The following is a 14,801-nucleotide window of genomic DNA, read 5'->3' on the forward strand; positions in this document are numbered from 1 at the left end:
GATTTGAATCACATTTAAATCAGCGCCTGTTTACTATAAGTGCTGAAATCACTAACGCTGAAAAAACAAACATTACCCCGAGTCCTGGAATACTAACTGGCAACTGTAAATCTTCCGCCGATTCTTCAGTTTCGTTAGCTTTTTTAGTTCCGTTAATTTCTTCACTGCCCATCAATTCGTTAATTTTTTCATTTTCTTCAGTTTTTTCTGCCGTCTTTTCTGCCGTCTCCTGTTCAACTCCCAGGTCATCATGACCAAATTCTGCATAGCTAAATATGACAGGCACATCGGCAACTCCAATCTCTTTTCCCGCCTGGTCAAATATATTGTAAATATCATCAAGAGTTGAATTGTTAACTTCCGAGCCTTCCAGAATTCCTACTCCTATACGGTTTTCAATGCTCCAGCCATAGCTTATAACCGGACCCTGAGGATAAGTATAAGGTTCCATGGAATTTCCGGAAAGTTTGTAGACTGTATCAAGTTTACTTAACCATTCTCGTCTCTGATCTTCAATGTAAAATTCGCGTTCTCTTCCATAAGTTGCAATAAATGTATTTTTCTTTTGAGCTTCGATGCTTTTAAGTCCAATTTTTGCAAATGTCCTAACAGTCTCATCCTTATCATTCAGGGCATCTGTAAGAGGATCAATCGCGCGTTTATCTCCAAGTCTACCGAGAGCTTCAGCTGCACGCACCCGAACTCTGGAGTCTTCATCGTTAAGAGCCTGGATCAAAGGCTCTACAGCAGATTCGCCCATCAGACCAAGGTTATAACCCAGATCTGCATCAAGTTCTGGTTCTTCTTTCAAGGCCTGAATCATAGGCTGAATTGCTCTTTCATCTTTTATTCCAGCAAGGACTGCAATAACTTTCATCTGTAGAAAAACATCTTCGTTTTCATCCTGTAAGATCTTAATAAGAGGCTCTGCAGCAGGTTCCCCTATTTCAACAAGAGCATTGGTTGCAGCACTTTCAACTTCCCACTCTTCATCCGTTAACAATTTGATGAGTGGATCGATAGCTCTTTCATCTTTGATCTTACCAAGAGTAATAGCCGCGTTTTCACGGATTTCCAGGTCTTTGGAATCCAGTGCCTGTATTAAAGGTCCTACTGCGGGCTTCCCAGCTTCGACCAGAGCTTTTACGGAGTCAGCTTTGACATCTACATCCTGTTCATTGAAATTCTCAATTAAGGCCTCAATATTTTGCTCATCTGAAGCAGCACTGGCTACATTAATGCCAGAAAACATAGATAACTGGAGAATAACCAATGCAAAAAATATAAGATGAATCTTTAACTTTTCAATCCCCATTTAACCACTTGATCCATGTTCATATCTTAGCGCTATCTGGTTGTGATGTTCATAGCAAGTAATTAATTTATAATAAGTAATTAGTGTTTGTAATATATGCAATAGTTACAACCACGAGTATCTTTGGTATATTTGGTATATAGTCAATAAAGTTTAAGAAAAATATTTAAGAATTAGCTTTAAGTGACCTTTTAGTCTTTAAACATATAAATTTTTCTTATTTTTTTGGAAAATTTATTTTGTTTAATGATGAAGACAAATTTACTAATTCTAAAAGTATCCAAATTAATTTAACGTGTATTGAGGATTCCTCAAATATTCCATCACTGTCACTCTTTCAATTTTCATAGCATTTTCAAACCATGATACTCCACTTTTTATTCTTTGTAATTCCAGTCTAAGAAAAGCTCTTAGTGAGAACTTTATATGTGCTCTTTGTAACTCTTCCTCTCTTGCCTGAAATATTTCGACACCACAGAATTGCTTTATTCCTCTATGATATTCCTCAATTTTCCATGACTGCTTTTTCAACTTCTCACGTTTTGCTTCATATAGGGTCCTTCCAAATCAGTACTAAAACTAAGGGCATACAATGCTTATTTTAGATGATAGGTATGCATTTAGGGTTTCCCCAATTAAGGTACACTCTAAAAATCAATTTTTTAGATAAACAATTTATAATACTCTTTTAAATCAAGAAAAAATTGAGATAAATACTTTATTCTTTTACAATTTATATTTATTTATAAATAAGGCATCTGATGTCATTTTCATTCATATAAAATTCAATGTTAAAAGTAAGGAAAAATCAACGTTTAATTTACCAATTAAAGTACTTAAGTCATTTAAACAGCAAATAGATCATTTAATGAATGTACCTTAACTGGGAGAGGACTGACACTACATTATATTTGGCAAATAAGGTTTAATATTCCTTAAAAAACTAATTATTTTTCAAGGGGTTTATTCATAAACTAACGTAATAGATTTGATGGAAATGAATGATACTAATTGATCTTTATATGGCAACTAATGTCGTGAGAATCTTTTTTCGGCTTTTTGCATGCGCACTTCATCTGATTCTTCTAGATGCTTTTCAAGTCCAGATGGTGGATTAAGGCTTAAATCAACTCCGCTGGAGACAAAATGGCCATCTTTTAGTCTGGCATATGTGAATTTTCCTAGATTTTCATCGTAGATCACGGTGTATCCTTCTTCCGTTTCATAGCGAGCGTAGAACTCATCTCCAAAAACCCTTAGCTTTACCTCAGGACCGTTTTCTTGATCAAAGCTCAGTAATTCCCCAAATATAGCGGTCATCTCTTATCCGTCCATGGCATCCCCAAAGTAATAATATATTAATATATTAATTAAAAGTTTTTACAAATAAACCTTTTCCATCCCTGCTAATATATGTGTCGCCTGAAATCATTTTCCCTCTTTTTAAATAATATCCAAAAAATATAAAATCGAGATTAATTTAAATAACTTCAAAATTAATTTTATGATTTAATCTCTTAATAAATGCTACTGTTGATATATTTGCAGTTGCGTACAAAAAATATGGATTATCTATAACCCACAAATTTAGTGCGAGGGATGGGAGTTCGAAACCACGAAATCCTTCGATACCGGATTTTAAGCCTAATATTGGAGCAATTATCCGCTTTATATAGCTGTGATCTTGTTCTATAATGTTATATGGTGCTTTTTTTTCTTAACTCTCAGTCAGGCGTTTTAATCCCTTTTTATCATTAATTCAGGGCAGGAATGGATTTTTCGAGAGGTGATATTTCACGTTGTGAAAGAATTTGCTTGGTGGATCGTAAATCAAAAACGTTGAATATCTCTGAAAGCAATTTCCATTTGTAATCTTCGTTTATTGGGATAAGCGGAGGTTTCATAGACAAATACCAGAAGAGGATTATATGTCTTACTCAATAACTTTTACGCTTTTTAATTAAGTAAAATTAGTTTTTAGGTAAAAATATGGTGTATTTTTGGAGGAAAAAATTAAAATCAATCCTTTTTTCAAGAATAAAGCATTTATACAACTCGTTATTTCAAACAATTTTTAAGGTCCCTAAAACTAAAATAAGAAACTAAAAATAAGAAACTAAACTAAAATATGTTTTATCCCAAAATTATTTCTATTTTTTAATTTTTTACTGCAGTTATGTGTCGTATACGGATGACCCACTATTTCACTTCAACTTCTAATTTGTTTCTTTATAGAATTATTCTACATTATCAAAATGAAGCTTAAATTTACTCAACATTTAATCCTTTGCGTCACCTGCTGCTGTGTCATGTATTAGACTTTCAAATAGTTTTGAATCTGCGAAATAATTTCAGGATACAACACCTGCCTGATCTTCTCAATAAACTACTTAAAATTTTTTAAGTAAATTATATATAATTTTTTTCATATGTACTGGCCACAAGATTAAAATACAATAAATTAGTTGATAATATCAATAGTCAGGAATCTAATTGTTGATATTGTCCATATTTTGAGTATATTTTAAGAAAGACTATGCATCGATGGATTTGAATCAGCACAGAGCCTTTGGAAGCAATCGCTATTTGTAGGTTCATATGTACTTTACAACTATCTCCAAAAAATTAATGAGAGGAATGTGCTATTAAAAGTGTTTTTGAAAAACTTGGAGTATTTGTCCATAACAACCGCATGACCATACTTCTGATTTTTTTTCTTCTCATCTTGATATCAATGCAGGGTGCACAGAAAATTACTATGGAATCAGGAACGGAAACCTTTGTAAGCAAAGATTCGAAACTGTATCAGGACTATGATCACCTTTACTCAAACATCTTTGGAACCAACTCCATTATAGTGATGGTAGAGGGGAACGATGTAGGGTCTGTGGAGATAATGAAAGCTGTAGATCGGCTTGAACATCAGCTAGAGTCAACAGAAGGGATTGTTGGGATCACAAGTCCGGCTTCTATTATAAAGGAAACAAATTACCAGAATACAGGGAGGTCCCAGGTTCCCGATACCGACGCGGAGATCAAGGAAATTATTGATGGAAATCCAGCTACATTTGGAACATTAATTCCTGATCATACACATATGTTGATCTATGTAACGATGGCCGGGTCCAGCACAGATGATAAGCAAAAAGAAATAATAACGGAAACCGAAGAAGCTGTCAAATTTTCTGATTTTCCTCCTTCTTACAATCTCATAGTAACAGGTGATCCAGCCTATAAGATTGAAATGAGCAAGGCGATGAGCACCGGTATGGGACCATTGCTGGGACTCGCTGCCGTTTTTATGGTAATTGTATTAAGTCTTGTTTTCCGGCATGTTCGCTGGTGCCTCCTTCCTTTACCAGTGGTTCTACTAGGCATTGTTTATACTTTTGGAGCTATGGGCTTTCTGGGAATTCCCCTATCAATGGTTTCCATGTCAGCTTTCCCGGTACTGATAGGGCTTGGTATTGATTATGCTATTCAGTTCCATAACAGAATTGAAGAAGAGCTGCATAAAGACGGAAACAAGTCAAAGGCCATTATATCAACAATAAAACACACAGGACCTGCTGTACTCATAGCTCTTACCATGACTGCTTTGGGATTTTTCTCCCTTTTTACGTCTACTGTACCAATGATCCAGGATTTTGGGAAACTTCTCACTATCGGCATATTAATGTGCTACTTAGCAGCCATGTTTGTCGGGGTAGTCACAGTTTATATTTTTGACGATCTCTCAAAAAATCTCAAGTCGAAAAAAGGAAAAAAAGAACCAAAATCAACAGAAACAAACGCAGACCATGTTTCTTCCGGAAAGCCAAAAAACAATCTGGTAAAACACTTTCTTGAAAAGGTTAATAATTTTTCAATAAAGAATAATTTATTGATACTGGGGATAGCTACTCTGCTCTGTATCGGAGGTATATATGCCGATGAGTCAGTGGGTGCTCAGACGGATACAACATCTTTTGCTCCCCAGGATCTGCCAGCCCTTATGGACCTGAACCATATGAAAGATATTACGGGGGGAACTGATACACTTAACCTCATAATAAAAGTAAAGGATAATGCTGATCCTGAAGTTCTGGAGTGGATTGACAGGTTCAGCGAACATGAAACTCAAAGGCAGCATATTGAAAGCACTTCAAGCATTGTGCCTCTTATAAAAGAGTATAATGGAGGTACAATCCCGGAAACCCGAGACGAAATAGAGGCAATATACAATGAAATTCCGGAATCCCAAAAGGACCGATATGTGTATGGCAGAAATATGCTTCTCTTAAATTTAAACATTGGAAATGCCGTGTCCGACATAGAGACTACAGGGATTGAAGAGTTGACCGGAATAATAGAGAAGGATATCCAGTGGATGCAGGTTCCTCCAGGCGTCACAGTTACGATCACAGGTAACCCGGTGGTTTACATTGAAGTTCTGGGTGCGCTTACAGATGGAAGAATTCTAATGACCTACCTTGGGCTGTTCCTTGTTCTGGGAGGACTTCTGGTAGTTTACAGAGACTGGCTAAAAGCTCTCGCTGCTATTATTCCAATGTTTATAGTAACTGGCTGGTCAGGGCTGGTAATGAAGTTTCTTGGAATTCTATACACCCCTATGACTGCTACTATGGGGGCACTGATCATTGGAATAGGTTGTGAGTACTCAGTCCTCATGATGGAAAGATATTTTGAAGAAAAGGACCACGGAGCTGATCCTCTGCAAGCTATACACAGGACGAGTGAAAACATCGGTGCTGCACTCCTCGCCTCAGGATCGACGGTTATTGGTGGGTTTGCAGCTCTGACGATATCTCCTTTTCCTGTAATAAGTGACTTTGGAACAGTGACAGTTATCGATATCGTACTTGTCCTTATTGCAACCTTCATGGTATTTCCGCCTTTTATTGTATTAATGGATACCTGGAGGGAAAAGAGGAGAGGAATACAGGCTCCACAAGCAAAAGCAAATAATGTCAAGGGGGCCGATACCCAATGAAGAAACCCCAAAAAAACAGGTTACAGAAGACGATTAACACATTATTTGTAATTGCAGTTCTTCTTTCAGTTTTCTCAGTAACTGTATTCCCAGCCCTGGGGGAGGATGAAACCAACTTCATCGCTCTAGATCATGGATATACTGTAGATTACTACAAGAGTTACGGATCGCCAGTAATACAGGCGTCAATTACAGGAGATCCTGAGTTTGAAAGAGGGGAAACTGCAGATCTGAAGATCAAAATCGCAAATACTGGAGTCATATCCGGTTTTCAAAGGCTGAATGCAAACCAGAAAAGGATAAACGACTCCACTGAGGAAACAATTGCACTTGCGGAGTTGGAAGAAGAAAAAGGAGCTACTACTGCAAAAGATATCGAGGCTACCCTTCAATCGGAAACAAAATACGTTGAAGTAGAGTCCACAGCCAGTCTCCAGAACGTTGAAGAACTTGAAACAGGAAATACAGCAACCCTTAGCTACATCATCAAAATCGATAGCGATGCACCCGCCGGGAATTATGAACTTCTCCTGCCAGTGACCTATCAATATCCGGCAAATGTCAAAACTGTAACTGCAGATGCAATAAATCTGGGGCTTACGGATGTAGAGTTTGCAAAAGAGTACAAAACAAAGACAGAAATGCTCAGAATACCGATCTCTATAAAAGAAGACCCTAAATTCGAAGTAACGAAGGTTTCAGGAAGCCTTGTTCAGGGTGAAACTAAAGTTATTGAGGTCACTTATAAAAATACAAGAGAAACCGTAGCAAAAGATGCTTTAGCCCGAATTATTGTTATGAGCCCTCTGAGCACAGAGAAATCCATAGTAAGAATAGGAGATATAGGTCCCGGAAAAGAAAAGACTGCCAGTTTCGAAATTTCGGCAGATCAGGATGCAATTGTAAAAAAGTACGGGGTTAATAGTGAGATAAAATACGTTGACAAAGATGGAGACACTACTTTGTCAGAAGGTATGAAAGTAGACTTACCTCTTAAAGCAACAGAACAAAAATTTAGCATAACAGGAATAGCAATTTTACTGATTATAGTTATCGCCCTTTACCAGATAGTAAGCGTACACCGGAAAAGAAACCAGAATGACGAGAATGTATCAGGTGATGAAAATGAATAAAAATGGATTATTTATTACTGTCACAACTCTTCTGATCCTTTGCTGGGCAGTCTTCCCAGCGCAGGCAGCTGTACCAGAACATTTTGATATTAGTGAAAATTACTACTCAGTATACGGAGGGCCTGACCTTAATGCAACACTTGTTGGGGACAATCAGTACTCTAGAGGAGATACTGTAACTCTCAATCTAAATATGATGAATAAGGGTGAAATTTCCGGCTTTAAATCTGAAAAAGATGCAGATATTGGAGATTATGCAGATGAAATGCTTCAGCAGTCAGAGATGCAGTATGAAGCGCAGGCTACGACGGCAGTAGGCATTCTTGCAACCCTTAGATCTGATAATCCTAACATTAAAGTTAAGTCTGGACCTCAAGAAGCTGGAACTCTCAAGCAGGGAAAAGAAAGTGTAAGTCCCACAAAGTTTACAATTGAAATTAATAAAGATACTCCTGCAGGTATATATCCTCTGACCCTCGACCTTTCGTATCAGTACCAGAATAATGTCCAGGTCGGCGGAGATGATTTTGACAGTGTTACAGGCCTCGTAACAAATAAGGAAGTAGGTATCTGGTATGAAAATAAGACCCAGACGCAGACCATAAACATCGAAGTCAAGAAGGAACCTTATTTTGAAGTTACAAACGTAACAGGTGACCTTTACCCCGATGACGGTGGGATGCTTTATGTTACATATAAAAACACAGGAGAAGAAACCGCAAAAGATGCAACTGTTAGAATTAGCGCATCTGATCCATTCAGTACCACTGATGACCAGGCTTATCTTGGAACTCTGAAAACCGGAGACAGTGAAGTTGCTGTTTTCGATATGGGTGTAGATGAAACTGCAACTGCAAAGCCATACTCTATAAGCAGCGAGATTTTCTACGAAGATTCTGATGGGCATGACCAGACTTCGGATACTATCAAGGTCAATACCGAAGTTCTGGAGGCAAAAAGCTCTCTTCACTCTCTTCCGGGATTTGAGCTTGGGACAGGCATTACAATGGCTCTAGCTGCATGCTTTGTAATACTCAGGAGAAAAAAACAGGATTGAAGCAGAAAGGTAAAGAATAGTAAAGTATGCACGTAGCCTTTTTAAAGGCTACAAACTTATTTTTAAATAACTATTTTAATTTTTTCTAATATAATTTTATGTATAAAGCAAATGGGGAATAACGTATGGAGAGAGATTTTTACCGAAATATATTGATTGCAACGGACGGATCTGAGAATACACAGAGAGCCATTTCTTACGGAATCGAGATTGCAAAAATCAGCGGAGCAGCTGTCTATGCTCTTTATGTTGTAAATACGTCTCCCATAATTTCCGAGTATTGGACTATTGGTAAAAAAAATGTGTATGAAATAATTAGAAGTGAAGGGGAGAAAGCAGTATTCGAGGTTAAGAAGATCGGAGAGGCATCAGGGGTGGAGGTAAAAGAGGTTGTCTTAGATGGTTATCCGAGTAATGCAATTATAGATTTCGCCGAGAATAATAATATTGACTTGATAGTGATGGGTACACTCGGAAAAACAGGACTTGATAAGCTTCTAATCGGAAGTGTTGCAGAGAAAGTAGTAAGAGGTTCAAAGGTACCAGTTATGGTTGTCCGTGGGGAAGAGCAGAGCTAAAATTTTCTATCAAAGAAAATCTTTTGGGAAAAGAAACAAATCAGGACTTAGAGGCAGAGGTGCAAGTTGGGTATTAAGGCAGGCAGCTTACTAGTGTCATGTCAACAATAAATATCGTATAAAACCGATTGCAATTATTTGGAATTATTGAATCCCTGATGATTGACTCGACACTAGTGCTTAGATTCAAAATCGATTCCTCACTTCTTGGAAAAATCCGAGATCGTTGGATTTATTCAAAAGTCAAGTTTTATAAACTTATTTCAGAATCGCAGTACTAGTGCATTGAACCTGTTTGAAAAAAGAGTTATTAAAAGGGGAAAATAATGGGGAGAAAGCGGTGGGAAAAAGATTCAAATTTTTGGGTGAATGATCTACAAATGTTTCGCATTCTTTATTTTCTAGATATATTTCAGGTGGTTTACAGTCCTTCCTTTAATTATCTAATCATAAATTACACCACTGCATAATACAGGCGGTATTTGGATTAGTGTCAATTATAAAAATGACAAAATATCCCAAAACTGATATATAAAATATCCAAAAGTCTTGCATCGGTATATCATATTGTACAAAACTAGAGTGAACCCTCATTATATACCGAAGATGTAATCTTACTGGACATTCTTTGTCTGTATCCGCAGTTACACGTTTAACATCCTGGAGGAAGCATGTCAGATACTAATGAGAGGAGAGAAATGGGGCTATTGATGCTGGAAAGGGAAGTACTTTTTAACAAATTGGTTGAAAGAAAATACTCTGAAATGATATCCAAAGTCAGATCGAAAGGACCCGAAAAGCTCGGCAGACAACAGTCTAATGCTATTCTGATAATTGGCACGATGGGGGAAATGATTCCTTCATACCTTGGTATGTGTATGAATATGGATAGGAGTAGCCTTTCAAGAATGATAGATTCCATGGAAAAAAAAGGACTTGTCTATAGAAAGACAGATCTTAAAGATAGAAGAAAAGTTATGATATATTTAACCGAAAAAGGGGAAGAGTACTATGAAATTCTTAAGGAGAAAGCAGAAGAGATTCAAGATTCTACAACGGATCTTCTTAACGAACAGGATCTCAAAGAATATAAAGCCTGCATAAAAACAGAGATAAGTATTCTGAAAAAAATCGATTCCAAACTAAATGCAAAAGAATGAATCTTGTAGAAAAATATCTAAAAAAATAGACGATGTTTTCCAGAAAATCTATAAAATGTAAGAAGAATGCTTGCAGGAACTTTTGAGTCCGGAGCTGCAAGCACTCTTATGCAGGCACTATTAATATGGCGCTGTCTGGTACGCGATATTAACCAAATTTGGTAAAAGCGTTAGGTATGCGAGGGATGAAATTCGAAACCACGAAATCCTTCGATACCGGATCTTAAGTCCGGCGCCTTTGACCGGGCTGGGCAACTCTCGCAAATTGAATTGGTAAATTTCTATTTTTGACTGCTCGTATTTCTTTTACTTTACACTTAGGTTTATTCTACCGTTTTTCACTCCAAATGCTGTTTATTAAGTCCGTTTTTAGAAATTCTATTTCTAATAGATACATTTAAATTTCTATAAACTGTTTTCTTTGTTAATTGTATTATTTTTATTTATTTTAATAATGTTACTAATTCCATAGCGTTAAATAAACTAAAGATTGGAGGGTATTAATGGGAACTAATAACAAATTTTATTCAATAGTTTTAGCTTCAACAGCTTGTTTTTTAAGTTTAATTCTCACTTCATCTATGACTTCAGCTTCTTTCTCTACAGACTATAGTGCTGAGATTCGTGGCCCAGTATACAACGCTTCTGATATTGACAATGTTATCGATATTCTGGGTAACGGTGAAACTGTTACAATCGACGCCACCCAATTTGCAGGATTTTACTATGACCATAATAATAACGTGGCTACTGAATCTCTTTCCATTAAAGATGTTGAAGGCACTCAAGGCAATGTTATCGGAGAACATGGTTTAGTCTATCAAACAACGATACAGAATACTAATTACAAGTTTGAAACTTGGAAAACATATCCTGTTATCGGCTTATTTGGAGAACCATATGTTCCACTTAAGCCTACCGATGCTAGCAAGATTGCCAAACTCGTTCTTGATGACAATGAAACTTACACACTTAGCATAGGCGATAGTCTTGATTTAGGTCAAGGCTACACTCTTGAAGTCAAGCAGACTGACATTGATGGTGAGAATACATGGCTTGAATTTGATAAAGACGGGCAATATGTAGATGATGAGATCATTGAAACCGATGGCGACGGCACCTGGACTTGCAAACTTGATGATATTCAGGGAGAAAATGATGTTACTGTCCTAAAAGTCCATGTAAAGCAGGTATTTCAAAATGCATCTAATAGTACTACTATGATCGATGGTCTTTGGCTCATTGACTATGCAAACTCTATAAATATCCCTGATGAATTAGATAAACTCAATAATGCTTCCGTTGATGGAAAAGTGATTTCCGAGAACGATCTGGAATATAATACTACCATCAAAACTACTGACTACAACTATTCAGATACAGCAGAAGGCTGGGATAAATATCCCTTTATTTACTTATTTGGAGAAAAATATGTCCCGCTCAAGCCTACCGATGCTAGCAAACTCGCGAATCTTGTTCTTGATAGTAATGAAACGTACACTATCAACACTGGCGATCTGATTAATTTAGGTCAAGGTTATACTCTCAAAGTCAAGCGGGTGGATATTGACGGTGAGAAAGTCTGGTTTGAATTTGATAAAGATGGACAATATGTAGACGACGGGATCGTCTCAATTTATTACGAAGTGTATAACACTTGGACTGTTGAACTCGATGGTATTCAGGGTGAAAATGACATTGATGTCCTCAAAGTCCATGTCAAGTATTTTCCCCAGGGTTCAATAAATGGGGTTGTTAAGATAAATGGTCTTTGGCTTATCGACTATGCAAATGCCGTGGATATCTATAGTTCCAATGAGTTTGGAAAACTCAATGATGTTTCTATCAATGGCTCCACTCTTAGCATCTCAAATAAATACGCTTTCACTCTAACCAGAAATTCTGAACAGGAGATTGCTAAAGGGATATACTTCAAGGTTGCTGACGTTTCTATCAATGAATTAAGGTTCTATATCTTTAAGCAGCTCATAGAGCCAGGAACCTATGAAATAAGAGGACAGGTTGCCAAAGGTGGTAACGATTTTACGTGGGATGCAAGAAACTTTGCAGGCTTTTACTGTGACCTCGATAATAATATCATTACAGAATCCCTTAGTGTCTCTGGAGTTGGCGGAAATTTGATTCCTGAGGATAGCCTGGAATATAAGACTACTATCAAAAAAATTGCATATAAATATGAAAATGAATACAGTGGTTGGGACACTTATCCTGTTATCGGCTTATTTGGTGAACCATATGTTCCACTCAATTCTACCGATGCCAGCAAGCTCTGCAAGCTCATTCTTGACAGCAATGACGAGTACATCCTTAGTAATGGAGATATGCTTAGTCTAGGTCAAGGCTACTCCCTCAAAGTAAAGCAAATCGATGTTGACGGTGAGAAAATGTGGCTTGAATTTAATAAAGACGGGCAATACATAGATGATAGAGTAGTCTCAGTTGATGGCGGTGGATACAAAACCTGGACCTGCAAACTTGATAACATTCAGGGTGAAAATAATGTTACTGTCCTCAAAGTCCATATAAAGCGGGTCTTCCAAGGTGATGTCAACAGTACTACTACTATTGATGGTCTCTGGCTTATTGACTATGCAAACCCCATGAGTATCCAGAGTTCAGATGAATTCGGCAGGCTCAACGATATTTTTATTAATGGTACTACTCTTAGCATTTCCAATAGGGATGCCTTCACTCTGACCAGGGGTTCTGATCAGGAAATTGGTCAGGGAATATACTTCAAGGTTGCTAACACATCAGTCGCTGAACTCAGGTACTACCCATTTGTTAAGAGGATTATCGAAAAAAGTAACAGTAAGACGCTTCCTGTACCTGACTTCAGCACCAATGTAACAAGTGGTTATGCTCCTCTTGCTGTTCAGTTTACAGACCTTTCTCAAAACTCAATAGGAAGGCTCTGGGACTTCAATGACGACTGGCAGGGAGATTCGGCTGAGGCAGCTCCTATTTATGTGTTTACAAACACTGGATCCTATAATGTTAACTTGATTGCAATTAATGAAAATGGAACTGCTGCAAAAACTGCTACAATTACTGTACTGAAGAAAAGCTCCAGTGGAGGTAGTAGCAGTTCAAGTGGTGGTGGAGGCAGCGGCTCTGGAGGTTCCCCTGAGTCTGCAAGTAATGTCCAAGTAAAGGAACTTTCACAGGCTTATGTTACAAATGGAAAATCTGTAAAATTTGATTTCGTAAATAATGCAACCTGCGTCGTGTATGTGAGCTTTGATGCAAATAAAACTCTTGGCAAGACCACAACAGTTGCTGAACAGCTTAAAGGAAAATCTGCTCTGGATTATGGACTACCTTCAGGAGAAGTTTACAAATTCTTTAATGTCTGGGTTGGGAATGGAGGTGTTGCAACCTCAAAGAACATAGAAAACCCAGTTGTTTGTTTCAAGGTTGAAAAATCCTGGATAAATGACAAAAAGATCGATAAATCTTCTATTACTCTGAACAGATACAACGATGAAAAATGGGAGCAATTCCCAGTAAATCTTTCAGGAAAAGATGATAAATTTCTGTATTTCACAGCCAAAACTTCAGGTTTTTCTTCATTTGCAATAACTGGCATAGTGAAACCATCTGAAGAAACTGTAACGAAAATAGAGGTTGATTACCCTGAAACAATTAATGAAAACAATACAGAGAATAAAGGACCACAAAATAAACAAAAAGAAGTTTCGAGTATACCATGCTTTGGGATATTTTACGGAATAGCCAGTCTGTTTGCAGTACTCCTGTATAAAAGAAAGTAATAAGACAAAATCCAAAGTTCGACGTAATAAAATAGTGCGAGGAGTGGGATTCGAACCCACGAAATCCTTCGATACCAGATCTTAAGTCTGGCGCCTTTGGCCTGGCTGGGCAACCCTCGCATATTGAAGGTTTTCTTTTTATATTTTCTTCTCTTATATTTCTTTGCTTTTTTCTTCTTCGCTCGAGATTACCTCAACATGTTTTTTAGTCCGACATGTTGTTTCCCACTTTCCGCAGATGTCTGATAAATTTCACTATTTTTCCCGATATCGTTTTTTTTGATATCTCTATTTATTATTTTAAATTGTATTTCTCCGTTTACTCATTCATTTAAACATTATATATTCAGTAAAGGTTTTCCTTCTTGTTTTTTGGTAGCAACAATTAAGATCCCAGACAATCTCAATACTAAATTTTGGAAATTTCTCCAAAAACGATAGCAAGAAAATTATTCATTTTAAGAGGACATCTGCGGAAAGACAGTTGTTTCTTAAGTCCGGCGCCTTTGACCGGGCTGGGCAACCCTCGCACACTGATAAATATATTTTTTATTTTGTTCTTACATTTCTTTGCTTTTTATCCTTTTGATTGGGTTTACTTCCTGTTTTGTTACTGTGAGAATCTCAACCACTAGTTTGTTTCTCAGTATGCTAGTAAACACACTGATGGTACTGACTTTGCTGTATTTTAACGTTATTAGCTTTAAAAATGATATAATTGTGCATATAGATACTTATCTGAAACAAATAATGAAATATATTGAAACTAAT

At 37.1% G+C, this 14,801-nt stretch carries 8 protein-coding genes, 2 tRNA genes and 2 pseudogenes; 6 read left to right on the forward strand and 6 right to left on the reverse strand.

All coding sequences use genetic code 11. From position 1 onward, the window contains the following. Positions 1-19 precede the first annotated feature (19 nt). From MSBRW_RS08415 to MSBRW_RS22005, 4 genes and pseudogenes are all read right to left on the reverse strand, one after another. A complete protein-coding gene (locus MSBRW_RS08415) occupies positions 20-1,315 on the reverse strand; it encodes a HEAT repeat domain-containing protein (protein ID WP_011308078.1) in 1,296 nt (431 codons plus the stop codon). 285 nt (positions 1,316-1,600) lie between these two features. Further along, positions 1,601-1,864, reverse strand: a pseudogene (locus tag MSBRW_RS08420) (IS701 family transposase); the annotation flags it as partial. A 480-nt stretch (positions 1,865-2,344) separates the two neighbouring features. After that, positions 2,345-2,635, reverse strand: a complete 291-nt coding sequence (locus MSBRW_RS08425) for a hypothetical protein (RefSeq protein WP_011308077.1) — start codon at positions 2,633-2,635, stop codon at positions 2,345-2,347. A 440-nt stretch (positions 2,636-3,075) separates the two neighbouring features. Then, a pseudogene (locus tag MSBRW_RS22005) lies at positions 3,076-3,219 on the reverse strand (IS5/IS1182 family transposase); the annotation flags it as partial. 788 nt (positions 3,220-4,007) lie between these two features. Here MSBRW_RS22005 and MSBRW_RS08430 point away from each other — a divergent pair. The 5 genes from MSBRW_RS08430 to MSBRW_RS08450 all read left to right on the forward strand — a co-directional run bounded on the left by MSBRW_RS08430 (position 4,008) and on the right by MSBRW_RS08450 (position 10,236). Next, the gene (locus MSBRW_RS08430) at positions 4,008-6,308 is read left to right on the forward strand and encodes a hydrophobe/amphiphile efflux-3 (HAE3) family transporter (protein ID WP_080565390.1); all 2,301 of its coding nucleotides are present in this window, start codon (positions 4,008-4,010) and stop codon (positions 6,306-6,308) included. Continuing rightward, on the forward strand, positions 6,305-7,441 hold the full coding sequence (locus tag MSBRW_RS08435) for a COG1361 S-layer family protein (RefSeq protein WP_011308075.1): 1,137 nt from the start codon (positions 6,305-6,307) through the stop codon (positions 7,439-7,441). The genes MSBRW_RS08430 and MSBRW_RS08435 overlap by 4 nt, the downstream gene beginning before the upstream one ends. After that, a complete protein-coding gene (locus MSBRW_RS08440) occupies positions 7,434-8,498 on the forward strand; it encodes a COG1361 S-layer family protein (RefSeq protein WP_011308074.1) in 1,065 nt (354 codons plus the stop codon). Before MSBRW_RS08435 ends, MSBRW_RS08440 begins: the two co-directional genes overlap by 8 nt. Positions 8,499-8,623: 125 nt before the next feature. Next, positions 8,624-9,076 carry a universal stress protein gene (locus MSBRW_RS08445; protein ID WP_011308073.1) on the forward strand — a complete coding sequence of 151 codons (453 nt, stop codon included), beginning with the start codon at positions 8,624-8,626 and terminating at the stop codon, positions 9,074-9,076. Between the two features lie 671 nt (positions 9,077-9,747). Continuing rightward, positions 9,748-10,236: a MarR family winged helix-turn-helix transcriptional regulator gene (locus MSBRW_RS08450; protein ID WP_011308072.1), complete on the forward strand. Its 489-nt coding sequence runs from the start codon at positions 9,748-9,750 to the stop codon at positions 10,234-10,236. 177 nt (positions 10,237-10,413) lie between these two features. Here MSBRW_RS08450 and MSBRW_RS08455 read toward each other — a convergent pair. Continuing rightward, positions 10,414-10,498: transfer RNA gene (locus tag MSBRW_RS08455), tRNA-Leu, on the reverse strand. Between the two features lie 241 nt (positions 10,499-10,739). Between MSBRW_RS08455 and MSBRW_RS08460 the strand changes: the two genes are divergently transcribed. Then, entirely contained in the window at positions 10,740-14,030 is a 3,291-nt protein-coding gene (locus MSBRW_RS08460) for an S-layer protein domain-containing protein (protein ID WP_011308071.1), read from the forward strand. A 35-nt stretch (positions 14,031-14,065) separates the two neighbouring features. Here MSBRW_RS08460 and MSBRW_RS08465 read toward each other — a convergent pair. Then, positions 14,066-14,150, reverse strand: a tRNA-Leu gene (locus MSBRW_RS08465). Between the last annotated feature and the right edge of the window lie 651 nt (positions 14,151-14,801).

Origin of the sequence: Methanosarcina barkeri str. Wiesmoor (genome assembly GCF_000969985.1) — an archaeon.
Lineage (GTDB): Archaea > Halobacteriota > Methanosarcinia > Methanosarcinales > Methanosarcinaceae > Methanosarcina > Methanosarcina barkeri_B.